The 18,685-nt window shown below is 33.7% G+C and carries 15 protein-coding genes; 8 read left to right on the top strand and 7 right to left on the bottom strand.

What is annotated here, in order from left to right:
• Positions 1-17: 17 nt before the first annotated feature.
• Positions 18-569 carry a Smr/MutS family protein gene (locus tag ACM55K_RS11765; protein ID WP_416850434.1) on the bottom strand — a complete coding sequence of 184 codons (552 nt, stop codon included), beginning with the start codon at positions 567-569 and terminating at the stop codon, positions 18-20.
• Entirely contained in the window at positions 562-744 is a 183-nt protein-coding gene (locus ACM55K_RS11760; RefSeq protein WP_416850432.1) for a hypothetical protein, read from the bottom strand. Before ACM55K_RS11760 ends, ACM55K_RS11765 begins: the two co-directional genes overlap by 8 nt.
• A 101-nt stretch (positions 745-845) precedes the next feature.
• On the opposite strand from ACM55K_RS11760, the gene ACM55K_RS11755 reads away from it, so the two are divergent.
• The 6 genes from ACM55K_RS11755 (at position 846) to ACM55K_RS11730 (ending at position 6,620) form a co-directional block, all read left to right on the top strand.
• Complete coding sequence (locus tag ACM55K_RS11755; protein ID WP_416850431.1) at positions 846-1,124, top strand: DUF2752 domain-containing protein; 279 nt, start codon at positions 846-848, stop codon at positions 1,122-1,124.
• Between the two features lie 224 nt (positions 1,125-1,348).
• Positions 1,349-2,743, top strand: coding sequence for an ATP-binding protein (locus ACM55K_RS11750; protein WP_416850430.1), 1,395 nt, complete (start codon positions 1,349-1,351; stop codon positions 2,741-2,743).
• Between the two features lie 223 nt (positions 2,744-2,966).
• Positions 2,967-3,758, top strand: coding sequence for a serine O-acetyltransferase EpsC (gene epsC / locus ACM55K_RS11745; RefSeq protein WP_416850429.1), 792 nt, complete (start codon positions 2,967-2,969; stop codon positions 3,756-3,758).
• A 1-nt stretch (position 3,759) separates the two neighbouring features.
• On the top strand, positions 3,760-4,647 hold the full coding sequence (gene cysM / locus ACM55K_RS11740) for a cysteine synthase CysM (protein WP_416850428.1): 888 nt from the start codon (positions 3,760-3,762) through the stop codon (positions 4,645-4,647).
• 317 nt (positions 4,648-4,964) lie between these two features.
• Positions 4,965-5,609, top strand: a complete 645-nt coding sequence (locus tag ACM55K_RS11735; RefSeq protein ID WP_416850427.1) for an SGNH/GDSL hydrolase family protein — start codon at positions 4,965-4,967, stop codon at positions 5,607-5,609.
• A gap of 24 nt (positions 5,610-5,633) precedes the next feature.
• Positions 5,634-6,620 carry an aldo/keto reductase gene (locus ACM55K_RS11730; protein ID WP_416850425.1) on the top strand — a complete coding sequence of 329 codons (987 nt, stop codon included), beginning with the start codon at positions 5,634-5,636 and terminating at the stop codon, positions 6,618-6,620.
• A gap of 402 nt (positions 6,621-7,022) precedes the next feature.
• On the opposite strand, the gene ACM55K_RS11725 is transcribed toward ACM55K_RS11730, so the two are convergent.
• The 3 genes from ACM55K_RS11725 to ACM55K_RS11715 all read right to left on the bottom strand — a co-directional run bounded on the left by ACM55K_RS11725 (position 7,023) and on the right by ACM55K_RS11715 (position 13,302).
• Positions 7,023-8,627: a RagB/SusD family nutrient uptake outer membrane protein gene (locus ACM55K_RS11725; protein ID WP_416850424.1), complete on the bottom strand. Its 1,605-nt coding sequence runs from the start codon at positions 8,625-8,627 to the stop codon at positions 7,023-7,025.
• 4 nt (positions 8,628-8,631) lie between these two features.
• Positions 8,632-11,952 (bottom strand): TonB-dependent receptor, encoded by a 3,321-nt coding sequence (locus ACM55K_RS11720; RefSeq protein ID WP_416850423.1) that lies wholly within the window; start codon positions 11,950-11,952, stop codon positions 8,632-8,634.
• 207 nt (positions 11,953-12,159) lie between these two features.
• Positions 12,160-13,302: a FecR family protein gene (locus tag ACM55K_RS11715; protein WP_416850422.1), complete on the bottom strand. Its 1,143-nt coding sequence runs from the start codon at positions 13,300-13,302 to the stop codon at positions 12,160-12,162.
• Positions 13,303-13,448: 146 nt separating this feature from the next.
• Between ACM55K_RS11715 and ACM55K_RS11710 the strand changes: the two genes are divergently transcribed.
• Both ACM55K_RS11710 and ACM55K_RS11705 read left to right on the top strand, forming a co-directional pair.
• A complete protein-coding gene (locus ACM55K_RS11710) occupies positions 13,449-13,988 on the top strand; it encodes a sigma-70 family RNA polymerase sigma factor (protein ID WP_416850420.1) in 540 nt (179 codons plus the stop codon).
• A 433-nt stretch (positions 13,989-14,421) separates the two neighbouring features.
• Positions 14,422-17,451, top strand: coding sequence for a PAS domain S-box protein (locus tag ACM55K_RS11705; RefSeq protein WP_416850419.1), 3,030 nt, complete (start codon positions 14,422-14,424; stop codon positions 17,449-17,451).
• Positions 17,452-17,552: 101 nt separating this feature from the next.
• Here ACM55K_RS11705 and ACM55K_RS11700 read toward each other — a convergent pair whose 3' ends face one another.
• A complete protein-coding gene (locus ACM55K_RS11700; protein WP_416850417.1) occupies positions 17,553-17,963 on the bottom strand; it encodes an OsmC family protein in 411 nt (136 codons plus the stop codon).
• 293 nt (positions 17,964-18,256) lie between these two features.
• Positions 18,257-18,517, bottom strand: a complete 261-nt coding sequence (locus ACM55K_RS11695; RefSeq protein WP_416850416.1) for a hypothetical protein — start codon at positions 18,515-18,517, stop codon at positions 18,257-18,259.
• Between the last annotated feature and the right edge of the window lie 168 nt (positions 18,518-18,685).

The following is an 18,685-nucleotide window of genomic DNA, read 5'->3' as shown; positions in this document are numbered from 1 at the left end:
AAAATCTAAAACAGGAATTATTTGGTACTTTGCTTTATAAAAACTTCAGTTGCGCCTTGACCGTATTTTTGATAATTCCCTTCTTGAAAAGCAATATTATCATACCGGCCTAATAAAAAATCCAGCTCTGCTTTTAGGATTCCTTCGCCCACACCATGAATAAAAACAATCTTTGGAATCCGATTGCGAATGGCAAATTCTATGTGTCTTTTTGCAGTATCAGTTTGCAAGGTTAAAATATCATAATTGGACATTCCGCGTTTATTGGGAACTAATTTTTCGATGTGCAAATCAAACTCCGGAGCTGAAATTTCATGTTTATCTTTGCGTTCTTTGACAAAACTACGTGGTTTTGGAATCTCTTTCTCCTTTGAAATTTCATCTACATTAATTCTTCTGATAGAATCCATTAAATTACTGGTATTGTTTATTTTAATCAACTCATTGACAAAAAATGTCATCACAAAACCATCCTCTGTTTCTATCGTAACCTGACTGTCTTTGACTGACAACACTACTCCGTTCATGGCTTCATCAAGCACTGAAACGTTATCTCCTTTATTAAACATTTTCGTCTTCTTTATCTTGATTTTTACTCGGCGTTTTGGCACTCAATTGCATCATTCCAAACATGAAAACAACAATTGCCACTACCATTAAATATACATTTTTCTCTGCATTTACTTGCTCGTATAAAGCTACAATGATTGCAATAATCATTATGGGAATTAAAAACTTTTTCATCTCTTTAGGTATCAGTTTCCAAAAGTAATGAATTTAAAATTGCATCAATTATTATCTCAATCGTTTCTTATTTTTTCGTAAAATTGTAAAAACAAAAACCATTGGATTTAGAAAAATACATGCTCCCCTGTTTAAGTAAAACGCTCTTTGGAATAGAGTGTTTGGGCTGTGGTTTTCAGAGAGGATTTTTGCTTCTTTTACAAGGCAATTTTGCAGCCGCTTTTAAGATGTATCCAGCCATTTATACAACGGTATTATTTCTGGCAATTGTTGGTTTAAATTTTATTGACAAACGAAATAATTATCAAAAACACATGATTGGAATGGCAATCATCAACGGACTATTTATGGTTGTTGGTTATTTCTACAAACACTATTAAGCGCTGATTTTGTTTTCTAAAATTAGAGCTAACAAATCAAAAAAATCGTTTTTAGATTGTTAAAAAAAACTTCAATAAATTAAAAATTTTTAAATTCTCACCAAGCCATAAAAATCATTATTTTTGAGGACATTACTGCTTCGGATTAATTTGGCTCTAAATTACATTTGAAGTTATCTGCTACAAACAAGAAACATACTCGCTCTATTCTGATTTCAGCCTTTATGAAAAAAATCAACATCAAAAAAATACCATTCCAAAAAACTGTCTTTTTTATAATTCTCATTTTAGGAATAATTTATCTTTATTTTACCTGGATTCGTTTTAAAGACAACAGAACTGAAAGTGTTTTACAAATCGCAAAATCAATTGAAGTATCCTTACCGAAAGAAGCTTTAAAAACACTGGAAGCAAAACCATCCGATAGTACCAAACCCGAATATATCGCTTTAAAAAATAGTCTAAAAGAGATAGTCAGTGTAAATCCCAAAGCAAGCTTTGCCTATTTATACACCAAAAGAAATGGTAAAATATACTTCATGGTCGATTCAGAACCTGAGAATTCTATAGATTACTCCCCTCCGGGACAAGAATACACTGAAGCAGACGAACCTACCTTTAAAGCCGTTACTAACGGAAATGATATAATCACAGAACCTTCTACTGATAGATGGGGTACATGGGTTAGCGCTTATATCCCCATAAAAGACGAAACCACCGGTAAAACTATTGCCGTATACGGAATGGATTTTGATGCTAAATCGTGGGATAACGCTTTACTGTTTGAAGTAATGGAATCTGGTCTAGTAGTCCTACTGTTTCTAATAATTGCCCTATTTTTATTTAAAATAATGGACAAGAATAAAATCCTTAACTATGATATTATTAACCGAAAACTAGAAGAAAATAAATTACATACCACATTATCAGTCCTTAAAAAGAAAAATGATGAATTAGATCAGTTTGCTTACATCGTTTCTCATGACCTGAAAGCGCCATTAAGGGCAATTTACAGTCTTTCGGAATGGATTATTGAAGATCTAAATGATGTTTCTGATGAGACAAATTCAAATTTCAAATTATTACAGGGAAGAATTCTAAGAATGGAAAACTTAATTAATGGTATTTTGGAATATTCCCGCATTGGAACAATAAATATCGAACTCGAAAAGGTTGATTTACATAAAATGTTGGAAGAAATAGTTGAAACTATTGTGCCTAATGAAGGATATGAAATAAGTATTGGCAACAATTTTCCGACTATTAGTACCGAAAAAATATTAATGCAGCAGGTTTTCAGTAACCTGATAGGCAATGCGGTGAAATATAACGACAAACCCATTGGAAAAATCGAATGTACTTATACTTCATCACCTGATTTTTATCAATTTTCCATAAAAGACAATGGCCCTGGAATACCTGAAAAATACCAAGAAAAGGTATTTGGTGTTTTTCAAACCATTTTAGCCCGAGATATTAAAGAAAGTACCGGTATAGGCTTGTCTATTGTAAAAAAAATCATCGAAGGAAAATCGGGAAGTATTTATATTGAATCTGACGGAAAGAATGGCAGCAATTTTATTTTTACCATTCCTAAAAAACCAAAAGCGATACTTTAATAGATTTCAGCCTTTTGCAGATGATCAAAACAACAAATAGAAAAACTCAAAATAGCTTCCTATTTTGTTATATTTTTTCAGAATTTGTTCAAAAATGTTAGCAATCAAAAAAAATATTCCATTCTCATCCAATCTACCAATTTCTTTGCTTCATTGTTGCTACTGTTTCTAAAAAACGCCTTACTTTTATCCTTTTAAAATTAACAATTCAATCCTAATAATCGTGACAAAAAATCTGATTATCAAAAATATTAGCGCTTTAAAAAGTCATTTTTCCATCAACTACGGAATCAAGACAAAAACTGAAGCCTTTACTGAGAAACTATTCTATACGCTTTTTGATGCCAATGCTCCTTTGAATGAAAGTATCGATGAGCTGGAATTGCTATTTAAAGAAATCTCAGCAATTGCCTGTAAAAAACCGCATGCGCTGTGCGACTCTATTTGGGACAAATACCTTGAAACCTTACCTTCAGTACTTGAAAAACTGAATCAGGACGCAGCCTACATTCTGGAAAACGATCCTGCTTCAAACAGCATTGAAGAAGTTTATTTGGCATATCCAGGATTTTACGCAATTGCCATTTATAGATTAAGTCATGAATTGTATTTATTAGACTTATTGCTTTTCTCCAGATTGATGAGTGAATACGCACATCGCATCACAGGAACAGACATTCACGCAGGTGCAACTATTGCATCTCCTTTCTTTATAGACCATGCCACCGGAATTGTAATTGGAGAAACAACTGTGATTGAAAAACACGTAAAAATTTACCAAGGAGTTACTTTAGGGGCATTAAGCGTAAGCAAGGACATGAAAAATGCAAAAAGACATCCTACCGTAGAGAAAAATGTTTGCATTTATGCCAATGCAACTATTCTGGGCGGAGAAACCGTCATTGGTAAAAACAGTATTATTGGAGGAAATGCTTGGGTTACCAAATCTATTCCTGAAAAATCTATTGTCCTTAATACCACAACTACAGAAGTAAAAATAAAAGAAATAAATTAGCATGAAGCCACAAAAATTATTAGACCTGATTGGAAATACCCCTTTGGTGGAGACTGTTAATTTGGTAAAAAATAAAAACGTAAAACTTTTATTAAAGCTCGAAGGAAACAATCCAGGAGGCAGCGTAAAAGACAGAGCGGCTTATAATATGATTAAATCCGCACTGGAAAGAGGCGAAATCAAAAAAGGAGACAAACTCATTGAAGCGACCAGTGGAAATACCGGAATTGCTTTGGCAATGATTGCCCAACTGTTTAATATCGAAATTGAATTGGTTCTACCAGAAGATTCTACCAAAGAACGCACCCAAACCATGCGTGCTTATGGCGCAACCGTAATTTTAACGTCTGCTGCAACAGGAATTATAGGTTCCAGAGATTATGCCGATAAAAAAGTAGCCGAAGGCGGTTATATCATGTTGAATCAGTTTGCGAATGCCGACAACTGGAAAGCGCACTATAAAACGACAGGTCCAGAAATATGGAATGACACTGAGGGAACTGTAACCCATTTCATTTCTGCTATGGGAACTACAGGGACAATTATAGGAACTTCTACTTATTTGAAAGAGAAAAATCCGGGAATCCAAATCGTAGGTGCACAACCAAGTGATGGCTCTCAAATTCCGGGAATCAGAAAATGGCCCCAAGAATATTTGCCTAAAATTTTCGATGCCTCAAAAGTTGATACGATTATTGAAGTCACCGAACAGGAAGCACGTGACATGACCAAACGTTTGGCTCTGGAAGAAGGTGTTTTTGCAGGAATGAGCAGCGGTGGTTCCGTAGCAGCAGCCATAAAAATAGCTAAAAATTTGGAATCGGGTGTGATAGTTGCCATTATCTGTGACCGTGGTGATCGCTATTTATCTTCAGACTTGTTTGATTAAAAAAATATAAATCAGCCTTGCTTTTATATCTTTTTGATATAAAAAGTAAAGCTGATTCTTTCTACTGAATTTTATGTTAAAATCATAAATAGAGTACTTTAAAAAAGTTTTCTTCTTTTAACCATATAAGAAATATAAGTTCATTTAAGTTTTAGTTTATATTATTTGGCTTAAGTGTACTTATATTTCTTACGTGGTTTAAATTTTATCGTACTGTTTCACAACATTTCCAGTAACCTTTTCTTTTATATTTTATAAGCTAATGAGTTTCAAATTTGGTTACAAATAAAAACTGCATTCTATTTTTATCACTATTTATGGGAGGAAAAGCACAAGCACAAGACTGGCCAAATTTAAATAAATACCAAAACGAAAATACGAATCTAAAGCCGGCAGCAGCAGGACAAAAAAGGATTGTATTTATGGGAGATTCCATTACGGAATTTTGGGCAATTATAAATTCAGAATATTTTACCGGAAAACCGTATATAAATCGCGGAATTAGCGGACAAACTACGCCTCAGATGCTAGTTCGTTTCAGAGCCGATGTTATTGCTTTAAAACCTGTCGCAGTAGTAATTTTAGCAGGAATAAATGACATTGCAGGCAATACAGGTCCCGCGACATTGGACATGATTAAAAATAATATTTTTTCGATGGCCGAATTGGCAAAAGCAAACCAGATTAAAGTAATTCTATGTTCTGTTTTACCTGTTTTTGATTTTCCTTGGAAACCCAATCAAAATCCTGCTGAAAAAATTACAGCCTTGAATGAACTATTAAAAAATTACGCTGCCGCCAATGGCATTGTATATCTTGATTATTATTCGGCAATGGTAGACGAAAGAAAAGGACTGCTGGCCTCCTACTCTAATGATGGCGCACATCCCAACAAAGCCGGCTATCAAGTCATGGCTCCTCTTGCCGAAGAAGCAATAACCAAAGTTTTATTAGAAAAATAAACTGTCACTTTAAAAAACACAAAAATGAACTATCGCAGACTGGGTAAAACAGATTTTGAAATCTCCGAAATATCACTTGGCACCTGGCAAGTGGGCGGAAAATGGGGTTCTCCTTTTAATGATAAAACCGCAGACGAGTTAATCAATACCGCTATTGATAACGGCGTGAATTTTATTGACACTGCCGATGTTTACGAAAACGGATTGAGCGAAACCGCCGTAGGCCGAGTGGTTCGTTCCCGTTCTGAACGTGTCTATGTCGCTACAAAATGTGGACGACATATCAATCCGCATGTCAATGAAGGCTACCAACCAAAAGTGCTGCAAAAATTCGTAGAAGACAGTCTGAGAAGAACCGGATTAGAAACACTGGATTTAATTCAATTGCATTGTCCACCGACCGAAGTATTTTATCGTCCGGAAATCTTTGAAATGTTTGATCGTTTAAAAGAACAGGGAAAGATTTTAAATCTTGGCGTTAGTGTCGAAAAAGTAGAAGAAGGATTGAAAGCTATTGAATTTCCAAATGTAGCTACAGTTCAGATTATCTTTAACCTTTTTCGTCAGCGACCAGCCGAACTATTTTTCAAAGAAGCATTAAAACGTGATATTGGCATCATTGCAAGAGTACCGTTAGCAAGCGGATTGTTAACAGGAAAATTTAATACTAAAACGACTTTTGACGCTCAAGACCACCGTAATTTTAATCGGAATGGAGCAGCTTTTGACAAAGGCGAAACGTTCTCCGGGATTAATTATGAATTGGGTTTAAAAGCAGTGGAAGAATTGAAAGCTTTATTTCCTGAAGCAACAAATTTGGCTCCTATTGCTTTGCAGTGGATTTTGAGTTTTGATGAAGTGAGTTGTATTATTCCTGGCGCATCAAACGAAAGTCATGTATTGTCCAATTTATCCGTTTATGATTTGCCCAAATTAACTTATGAAAAAACTGCGGCGATGAATGAAATTTATGAGCGCTATATCAAACCTGAAGTGCATCAGCTTTGGTAATTTATTTTTGATATGATGTATAAAAAAGGCTTGATTTATTGTAAATCGAGCCTTTTTTATACAATTAAAAACTACTTATCTTGTCTGTAAAAAAAAATGCTGAAAAAACATATAACCTTATAAATATTTGTTCTAGCCTTGCTCTAATAGCATTAATTGAAAATTGTTTTTAAAAAACCATCAATATAATTTACCGTTGGATCAAACCAAGGGTCAAACAAACAAAATAAATGAGGAGCCCATTCAAAGGAATGAACTTCAGAGTAGATTTATGTTCTAAACCACCAACTTACAAATGATGAATCCCATTGGTTTAAAATGCATAAACCCACATACATTTGTAATTAATACATGTATATGGGTATTATGTCTTAAAAACTAACTAAACTAACTAAACTAATTTTAATATGCCGGATTTTGAGAATAATCCCCAGAATCCAAGGATATTGCAGATAATGGAATTGGGCGCAATATTTTGAAATTTCCTCCCTTTCCTAAAAATGGATCAATTCCAGTATCAAAAAGTGCCTTAATATCCGGATTACTTATTTTGGTATATTCCATAAGTTTTCCTGTACGTTTCAAATCAAGCCATCTAAAACCTTCCCCTGCCAATTCTCTGGCTCTTTCTTCTAAAATAAAATCTAAATCCACGCTTGCTTTTATAGAAGCTCCAGCTCTTTGCCTTACAACATTAATACGATTTATAGCATTTCCTGTATTTCCTGCTTTAAAATAAGCTTCGGCAGCAATTAAATAGGTTTCTCCTAATCTTGCCAGATATAAATCATGAGTATACTGAATAGATGGAGTTGATGTTTGTACTCGATCATATTTTTTCAATGCAGGATAATCCGTAATATTCAAACGATCCCACCAATGGTCTCCAATTGGAGAGATAATAGTGTTTGTGCGATTAACAGGATCAGCGGCTCTCCAAGCGGGTACACCAACAATTTGAGATGCTGTTCTTGGATAATAATAAGCTACAGGACTTGTGGTTGGACTCAATCTCCAACCAGAATAAGGGGTAGTTTTGATGTTTAAAAATGTCCCTTCAAATCTTGTATCATTATCTTCAAATAAAGTCAATAAATATTTAGTTGGATGCAATGTGCTTTTCTTTAAAACACCATCGTTAGCTCCTTGAACTAAAGGTCCCCATGGATAGTCCCAATTGTGAGATAATCCTCCGCTTTGTGTAGATCCTGGTGCATACTGAACAGACCATAGTACCTCTTCGTTTTTGTCTTTATTATATTCAAACAATTTATCGAATGTTAAATTAAGAGCTTGGCCTGCTATCGCGGCATCTGCAAGAGTTGCGGCGTCACTAAAATCTGAAGGAGATGCGTACGATTCGTACCCACGTGTCAAATATACTTTAGCCAAGATATGTTGGGCTGCACGTTGTGTCACTCGTCCAAAATTAGATTGAGTTGGAGGTAAATCGATGATAGCTTGTTTTAATTCATCAATAATAAATTGATACACATCTTTGGCAGGAGTTCGCTCAAAATGAGTTATCGGTTCATTTATCATGTCCTTAACCAAAGTTACATCACCGAAATTCTGAACTAAAAGAAAATAATAATACGCTCTAATTGTTTTTAACTCGGCTACCCTAGTTTTTAGCGCAGAGAAATCTTCTGTTCTTTCAGCATACGCTAAGCCCATATTGGTTTTTTGAATACTTTGGTACAAAGTGCTAAAAAACACTTCCACTTCCGCAGTTCCAGGAGTCAAAGTTTGATAAGAGGCTAGTCCTACCGGAACCTCGTCATGAGCGTTAAAAAAAAGATCGGTACCTGCACAAAACATATATGGGGTTGGTTGATATACATTACGCAATGATGCGTATGCTGCGTTTACCAATCCTTCATATCCTTTTTCTGTAGTATAATAATTTTCTGCTGTAGTATTACCAAGATTTTCTTCCTCTAAATATCCTGAACACCCTGTAAATATAAGTCCTAAAAGAACTATAGCTATTTTTATATTTTTCATCTTTTTAAAATTTAACGTTAACACCAAGCTGATAAATTGAATAAGCAGTATTTGTAGCATCTACACCAGACATTGATGCGTCAGCCCACTCAGGATCAAACCCATCATATTTAGTAAATGTAAACGGATTCAATACGTTAGCATATAATCGCATTGATGACAATCCCATTTTAGACAATGTATTAGGACTAAAATTATATCCTAATGTAATATTCTGAATTCGAACAAATGAGGCATCTTTATTAAATCCAGGATAACCATATGCACCGGCGTTTTCACCCCAATATTGACCTGTAAAGGTAGCTTGAGGATATGTATTTGAACTTCTGGCTTGTGTTATAGGATTTTCTCTCACATAATAAGGCACATCCAAAATGACTTTACTATTAAAATCTGTAAACTCTTTATGAAATGGACTAAATACATATGAACCCTGTTTAGTAAATACGGTACCAGTAAGGTCCCAATTTTTATAGGTAAAAGTCGTAGAGAATGTCCCAATCCAATCCGGTGAAGGAGATCCTAAAACTTTCATGTCATGATCAATATCAATTTTACCATCACCATTTAAATCTTTCACTTTCGCTGTTCCTTCTAGAGCTCGTTGATCAGCTAGTGCCAATTCATCTTTCTGCCAAATACCATCAAAAACCATTGCATAAACGACATTTACAGGCTGACCAATAAACCATCTATTAGCAACATCGTCTTTTTTTGCACCGTAGAGTTCAACGATTTTGTTTTTATTGGTAGAAAATATAAAATTAGTTTCCCATTTAAAATCACCTTCATCAATATTTACCGTTTTCAATTGAATTTCAACTCCTTTGTTGCTTACTGAACCTACATTGTCAATCATAGTCGCCCAACCTGTTGGTGTAGCTAACTTACGATTCATTAATAAATCTTTAGAAAGACGGTCATAATAGTTGATTTCTCCTGTAATTCGATTTCCAAAAAACCCAAAATCAGTTCCAAAATTCCATTCTCTTGTGCGTTCCCAAGTTAATTTTGAATTAGAAAGTGCACTTGGCAGAAAACCATTAGCTGATGTGCCATCCCAATCGTAATAGGTTTGTGAATTTAAGGCTGATTGTGTAGAATATGGAGCAATATTATTATTTCCTGTATAACCAAAACTTACACGTAACTTCAAATTATCTATTTGAGAAACATCTTTTAAGAATGATTCCTCTTTCATTTTCCATGCCACAGCTCCTGACGGAAATGAAGCCCATTTGTTGCCTGGAGAAAGTTTAGAGGATCCATCCCATCTGATTGTAGCTGTAACTAGATATTTGTCATTGAATGAATAATTAAATCTATTGGTGAATGAAAGCAAGGTGCTTTTGCTAAATCCTGAAGTAGCATCTCGTTGTGGTGCGCTCTGCACATTATACCAAAGCGATTGAAAAGGGACATCCCTACCAAATACAAATGAAGACACTAAACGATCGTATTGAGATGATTGTATAAAATCATATGAAATAGAGTGCTTGCCTATTTCTTTATTGATATTCAATTGATTATCCCAAATATAGGACAGCCTGTTGTCGTTCCACATCCTTGCCACTGATATAGAGCGTGACGCAAATCTATCTAAATATTCTCCTGTTCTTTGAAAGGTAGCACTTGGTGAAAAAGTTGTTTTTAAATTAATCCATTTAGCAGGCTTGTATCCTAGATAAAAATTAGATAAAATATTAAATTGTTCTACATTATATTGAGAATTCGATTCTAAAAAAGCATACGGATTCACATTATTTGAAATTCCAATCATAGGAGATTGAATGGTGTTCCCATTAGCGTCTTTTGCTGCCGCATAAGTAGGCATTCTAAATAATTGTTGCGTATATCCTTGTCTTGATACCAGTTCACGATCTGAGTATGCTAAATTGATGTTGGCTCCAATTGAAAATTTATCACTAGGTTTAGCATCTAAACTAGCTTTAAAATTATATTTTTCATACGATTGTCCTTTAGCATTACCAGTATCTCCTTGATATCCAAATCCAATTACATAACTCGTATTTTCACTACTACCATTGGCGGAAATAAAATGATTTTGTTGCGTGCTTGATTTAAGAAATTCACCCAACCAATCTGTTCCTCTTCTGTTTGCCAATGCATCGGCCCAATAATTAACACCATCAGCACCAATTACGTTTGGAAAGCCATAAGTAGGAGAGTTTACAATTGTAGTTCCTTGCACCAGATCACGTGCTACTTGTCTGTCTCTATTCCAGGTAACGCTCTCATCATAATTATTAAGAAAGTCTGGCATGTTAGTAATATTACGAACCCCAACATAACTTGCATAAGTTATACTTGATTTTTTATTTTTCATTCCTTCTCCAGAATGTGTTGTCACAATTACAACCCCATTAGAACCACGGGAACCATAAATAGCTGTTGACGAAGCATCTTTAAGGATGTCTATTCGCTGAATATCGTTGGGATTTAAAAAATTAATATTATCAGTCATTATTCCGTCAACCACGTAAAGAGGTGATCCTCCTGTAAGTGAATTGGCTCCTCGAATTTGGATACTAAAATCACTTCCAACTGAACCTGATTTTTGAGAGATATTTACCCCTGCTGCATTTGCCTGTAAAGCTTGCATCGGGCTTGTAGCTCCAACTCGATTCAATTCTTTATTACTAATAGTAGCTACAGCTCCAGTAACATCTTTCTTTTTAACTGAGCCATATCCAACCAGTACTACTTCATTCAACTGAGCAACATCTTCCAATAACGTGACATTGATTGTTGTCCTATTTTTTATCGCTACTTCTTGAGTAATAAAGCCCAAATAAGAAAATATTAAAATGCCATTTCCTTCCGCTACATTAATGGTAAATTTACCGTTTAAATCTGTTTGAACACCTGTAGTTCTTCCTTTAACAAGGATGTTAACTCCTGGAATCGGAACCTTGTTTTGGTCTGAAACAATTCCGTTTATTTCTAGAATCTGTTCCGTTTTAAAAATAAAGGCTTTCGATTCTTTACTTGTAGCAGGGACTTTTGGTTTTACCGTTAATAATATCTGGCGATCATTAGTTTTATATAATACATCAGTCCCTCTAAAGAGTATTTTTAATACATCGTAAATATTTTTTTTATTTACATCTAAAGAAACCTTTCGATCTAAATCGATTTTATCACTTTCATATAAAAATCTAAATTCGGAAATAGTTTCTATTTTATTAAAAATCTGTTCTATAGAAGCCTCTTTTACATTCAATGTAATTTTTGTATTTTGAGAATAAGTATTGGCTTGGATTTTTAATAAAGAAACTAACAGTAAAATGGTAGTAAGTTTCATCTTTAGGCTAATTTTAGGAAAATATGGACATGACATATTCTTCTTAATTATTTTTTTCATAATTTTGTTTAGTTTTAAATGGTTTATTTTCGTAGGTCGTTTGATTCGCTTTATAAATCGGGAAATACTGAACTATTTTCCGATTTTTTTATTTAAAGCGTACTCATTTATAAAAAATTACGCTTTATCTCATAGGCATTAATCAGTTTATTTGGTTATTACTATTTGATTTCCAATTATTTCATAGGTAAACGGTTGTATCTTACTTAATGAAGACATTACTTCATCAATAGTTTCTATATTTTTATTAAAGGATGCATTAAATTTCATTACATCCAATGTTCTATTATTGTTCTTAATGGTAACATTATAACTTCGTTCTAATTTTTTTATCATTTCATTGAAAGTTGATTTCCTGAAAATAACTTCCCCATTCATCCAATCCGTATAAAGCTTCGTATCCACTTTTTCCAAAGAAATACCTGTGATGGATTTATTCCAAACTCCTTTATATCCTGGAGTCAGCAGCGCTTTTTTATTTGGTTTAGCATCACTGGATAAACTAACCGAACCTTCCACTAATACTGTACTTACCTCTGTATCGTTTTTGTATGACGAAACATTGAACTTTGTGCCTAAAACTTTTACATTCATAGCGTTTGCATTTACAATGAAGGGATGTAATTTATCTTTACTCACATCAAAATAAGCTTCTCCATCAAGAAAAACCTCTCTATTCATTCCTTTAATGAATTTCACCGGATATTTTAAGGTAGTTCCTGAATTCAAGTATACAACCGTACCATCAGACAATTTTACATTAAAAGTTTTGCCATAGGGAATCTTTATTTGATTATACACCAACTTATCTATTGAAGTGTTTGAGCTGTATTTTATTTCAGAGCCCTTTTGTGAGCCAACTACCTGACCATTATTGGATACAATTTGATTTTCTGCATTAGAACTAAGAATTTGTACTTCCCCATTATCCAATACAAGCTCTATCTGATTGCTATCCTTTTTTATTTTTGATACAGCAGCATCCTTATGTTGAAAGAGGAAAAAGATTCCAATAGCTCCAATAAAAATAGCGGCGTAATTATAAATATTTTTCCATAGCGGCACAACCGGTTTTTTATGTTGATTAAGATTCTTTTTTAATTCTTCCCAATTTTTTTCAACATCCATTGAATCAATAAATCGCAACGCTTCATTTATCAATCCATTCTTGTATAAATCATTGACCAGTTCTTGTTCCTCTGGAACCAATTTCTCAAATTCTTTACTATCTATATTTCCTGTAACTCCTATTTCTCGAAGAACCTTAATTACATTTTGCGGGATGTCCATAAAAAATCTTGTTTGTTAAATATATGTTATGAAAAAATCAATTTAGGGTGACAATACTTTTAAGTTTTTTTTAGCATAATTCTTTTTTTTATGTTTTTTTTTATTAACTATGCAATAATATAAACCAATTTATCAGTATTAGAAAAATGTCATTTGATGAGGATATAAAAAAATTTGAGGACTTGTACAAGGAACACTTTGTGTTTTTATCCTTGGTTTCTTTCCAAATAACTAAGGATAGAGAAGCTGCAAAGGATATTGTCCAAGATTTTTTTATTTACTTTTGGAATAAAGAACAGAGTACAACCATAAACACATCATTTAGGGCTTATGGGTCTAAAGCAGTAAAAAATTTGAGCCTTCAATATTTAGAAAAAATAAAAAGAGTTGATCTAGAAAAAAACAACTTATCCATTCCCGAATATGAAGACCCGATAAATTTTGAAAAAACTGACGACAGAAAAATTGTTAAAGTACTTAAGCTGTTAGATTTACTTCCTGAATCCAGAAGGAATATTTTTATTTCCCATGTCATAAACGACCTTAGTTATTCTGAAATTGCGGAAACTTACAATATATCTATAAATACTGTAAAAACTCAAATGAAAAGGTCTTATGCTTTTATACGGGAAAAGGCTAATGGCAATGTATTATTACTACTACTATTAGTATTTAATAAGAATTAACATAATAGAAAAAGGTTTGGTTTTATTGCAGTCCAAGAATTGCTGCATGACATACTTTAGAAACAGGACCGGTTTTTCTACTTTTGTAACTATTCTTGAAAAATCGAATCCGTTATTCCTCTAATTTTTTTTTGAATTTACCGTTAAGTTATAAGCTAGATTCAAAAAACGGTAATCAATCATTAATTTAAAAAAAAACAATTTATTGAGCCGACAATGGAAATATATTGTATCTCAATATATTTTCTTGTTCGTTAACAAAGTATTAAAGAAATACAAGTGCTGTTTTGTTAATAATTATCATTACATTAGAAAGGAGAATTACTATGTTTGTAGAAATGCTAAAAATTCATTTGCATATACAATCCTTTATAATGCAATCGGGACAATCATCTCAGAGCGTGTAATCAAACAACGATAATCTTAGGTGTATATGAAAAAAATTAAACTAAAAAAAGCACCGTTACAAAAAACAGTGTTATTCCTAATTCTACTTTTAGGTGTACTATATCTCCTTTACACCTGGAAACAATTTAAAAATGATCAGGCAGACGAAGTATTGCAAATTGCAAGATCCATTGAAACAACATTGCCAAAAGAGAATTTAAAAACACTTAAAGGAAAACCAAGCGATATTGATACTCCGCAGTATAAAGCTATAAAAAATACCTTGCAAGCAATAATTCGCGTCAATCCCAAAGCGCGATTTGCATATATATATATTAGGCAAAACGGAAAAATATACTTTATTGCAGATTCCGAACCTGCTGAATCAAAAGATTATTCACCTCCCGGACAGGAATATTCGGAAGCTAATTTGGTTTACAGCTTACCTTTTGACAATGGAAAAGAATTTGTTACAGGTTCCCTTACTGATAGATGGGGAACATGGATAAGTGTGCTTATTCCTATAAAAGATGAAATTACAGGAAAGACTATTGCCGTATTTGCAATGGATTTTAACGCAAAATCATGGGACACTATCTTATTATTCAAAATAATTGAATCCAGTGCATTAATAGTGTTATTGCTATTGGCATTCCTTTTCTTATTTAAAATAAATGCTAAGAATGAAATGCTTAAGTATGAGAACACAAAACACAGACTCACTGAAAATGAGTTAAGAGAAAGCGAGAAAAAGTACCGCACCATTTTCGAAAATATACAAGACGTATTCTATCAAACCGACCTTGCAGGGATTCTTCTCGAAATAAGTCCATCAATTAAATATTTTTCTGAATTCACCAGGGAAGAAATGATAGGCATCCCCGTGCATAATCTCTATTATAACCTTGATGACAGGAATGTCCTGCTTGCTGAGATAATAAAAAAGGGAGAGCTCCGGGATTATGAATTAAAACTTAAGACAAAAACCGGCCAAATAAAACATGTTTCAATTAACGCTCGTTTAATAGTAGATCACAACGGCAATCCAAACCATATTGATGGAGCAATACGGGATATCACCGAGCGTATACAATCCAAAACTAAGCTCATCGAAAGCGAATACCACCTGCGAACTATCATCGAGGCTGAGCCAGAATGCATCAAGATAGTAGATGCAGAGGGTCGATTGTTATTGATGAACCCCGCTGGGTTGGCTATAATCGAGGCTGATTCGATGGAACAAGTAGCTGGGCAAGAGATTTTTGGTCTTATCACTACAGAATACCGCAGTACTTTTATAAAAATGCATAAGCGGGTAATCGCCGGCGAATCAATACAAATGGAATTCGAATTGGTGGGTCTTAAGGGAGGTCATAACTGGCTAGAGACAAGCGCCGTGCCTTTACAATACCACGGTAAGGTGGTATATCTCGCCCATACCCGCAATATCACCGAACGCAAACGGGCCGAAGAGATGTTAAAGAACAGCGAAATGTTTTTAAAAGAAACGCAAACAATTGCAAGACTTGGCACGTATACTGTAAATATTGAAAATATTACTTGGACAAGTTCTGATATTTTAGATACAATTTTCGGAATCGATTCTTATTATGATAAAACAACATCAGGGTGGGTTTCGATTGTTCATCCGGAGTGGCAACAAATAATGCACGATTATTTTATAAATATAGTGATAGGTAATAAATGTAAATTTGATAAAGAATATAAAATTATAAGAAAGAACGATAAAGAAGAACGCTGGATTCACGGATTGGGTGAAGTACTGTATAATGAAGAGAATCAACCACTAAAAATGATTGGTACCATTCAAGATATTACCGAGCGTAAGCGAATTGAAGAGGAACTTACAATCGCCAAAGAAAAAGCCGAAGAAAGCGACCGTCTAAAATCGGCATTCCTTTCCAATATGAGTCATGAAATCCGCACTCCTATGAACGGCATTCTAGGCTTTGCTGAATTGCTTAAAGAACCTAGCTTAACGGGTGAAGAACAGCAAGAGTATATTAGCATTATAGAGAGAAGCGGTACTCGTATGCTCAATATCATCAATGATATTATTGATATCTCGAAGGTAGAATCGGGATCAATGAAAATTTTAATTTCTGAAACAAATATCAACCAGCAAATTGAATACCTCTATACTTTCTTTAAGCCAGAGATTGATGCTAAAAACATGCAGTTTTCCTTTAAAAATACATTACCATTAAAAGAGGCCCTGATCAAAACAGACCGAGAGAAAATCTATGCTATTCTTACCAATCTGGTTAAAAATGCTATAAAATTTACCCATAGCGGTTCTATTGAATTTGGCTATGTCTTAAAGCCCGCCAAACCAAGGACAGCGGGTACGTCCGGCTATCTTTTTGAGCCTTTCGAACTGGAGTTTTTCGTAAAGGATACAGGAACAGGTATTCGGAAAGAACAATTGGAAATGGTTTTTGAAAGGTTCAGGCAAGGCAGTGAATCGCTAACCCGAAATTACGAAGGAGCTGGATTGGGATTATCAATCTCAAAAGCTTTTGTGGAAATGTTGGGTGGGAAAATTTGGGTAGAAAGCGAAATTGGAAAAGGCTCTATATTTTATTTTACCATTCCTTACAATTGCGAACAGGAAGCAAAAGAGGCGGTAAAAATTATTGATTTGTTGCATGTCGATGAAAAGCAAATTAAAAGCCTGAAAATACTAATTGTCGAAGACGACGAAATATCAGGAAGACTACTTACACAGACAATAAAGAAATTTAGCAAAGAAATTTTAAGGGCAAAAACTGGAATTGGAGCGGTTGAAATGTGTCATAATAATCCTGACATCGATTTGGTATTGATGGATATTCAAATGCCCGTAATGGACGGTTATGAAGCCACAAAAAAAATACGGAAATTTAATAAAGATGTAATTATTATTGCACAAACAGCCTATGCACAAACAGGTGACAAAGAAAAGGCAATAACAGCCGGATGTAATGATTATATTTCAAAACCTGTAAAGAAAGAGGAGTTAATGGTAATGATGTATAAGTATTTCAAAAAAAAGGAAGTAAATAACTATAATTAGAAGACAGAAAAAGTGTAAATTACTTTCTTATAAAGAAACTAACTGTAACATAAAAAGGCTCGATTTAATTGTAAATCGAGCCTTTTTATGAATTCTTATTTTTATACTAATGTAGCCGTAGTAGAAATTGCTGCATTCAATAGTTTCGAAATAGGACAATTTTTCTCTGCTTTTGTTACTAATTCTTGAAAAACGGCATCCGTAATTCCTTTTACTTTTGCATTTACTGTTAAGTGAGAAGTTATGATCGTCCCTTCTACCAAATCAATATCGCATTTTGTTTCGATACTTTCAATTTCAAAACCACCTTCGGTAATATAAGCAGAAAGTTGCATTGTAAAACAACCAGAATGCGCTGCCGCAACTAGTTCTTCAGGGTTAGTCCCTACGCCTTCTTCAAAACGGGATTTGAACGAATATTGTGTGTTTTCTAAAGTTTTACTTTGTGTTGTTAGTTTTCCGGCTCCTTCTTTAAGTGTACCATTCCAAACCGCCGTTGCATTTCTTTTCATAATTATAGTTTTTTAGTTTTCTCAAATTTAGTTCTTTTAAAAATATGTTTTGAGGAACTCCGTTTTTTTAACGAATATTTAAAGTTCAACTGGAATCAATTTACATTTTCAAAAAAAATAAAAATGAAGCATCTTTTTTATTCCTTCGCTTTTACTCGAAAGTTTCCTATGGTGTTTTTCGAAATTTTTACACAAATACAATCCAATTCCATTTGAAGGTTTGTTTGCCAAACTAAAGCGGCTTCTATTGGTGCATTTTTTAAAAAGTTCTTCTTTATATTTTGGTTTGAATCCTATTCCGAATCATAAACCACAAAAGCTAATTCTCCTTTTCCAGATGAAAACAAACTTTTATTCCTTTTTTGAGTTTCTTTTAAATTTAAAAACACAACAATAGTTATAACAACCATAAATATAATAAAAATGGAGTGCCGGAGTAGTTCCACTTCTTTTAAAAGGGATCCCAGAATACTGTGAAATAAAATCCCGCAAGCAATATCGACTATTATAAAAATAATAGTTCCAATACAATTCACTACAAAAAAGTACTCCATTTCACATGAAACATTCAGGCAAAAATAGAGCTAAAAAAACGCACCTTAGGAATAAAACTCAATAGCAATAGGGTTCGAACATTATGCTATTATAGTCCTCTCAGGTATTTCTGCTATAGTTTTTCGCTGATATTCTTTTTAAAACGATTAATCAATTTATTCCCGGAA

This window comes from Flavobacterium arabinosi, from assembly GCF_048158725.1.
GTDB classification, from domain to species: Bacteria; Bacteroidota; Bacteroidia; order Flavobacteriales; family Flavobacteriaceae; genus Flavobacterium; species Flavobacterium arabinosi.
The sequence above is the reverse complement of the archived record's forward strand: the minus strand, read 5'-3'. Positions and strand labels throughout refer to the sequence as shown.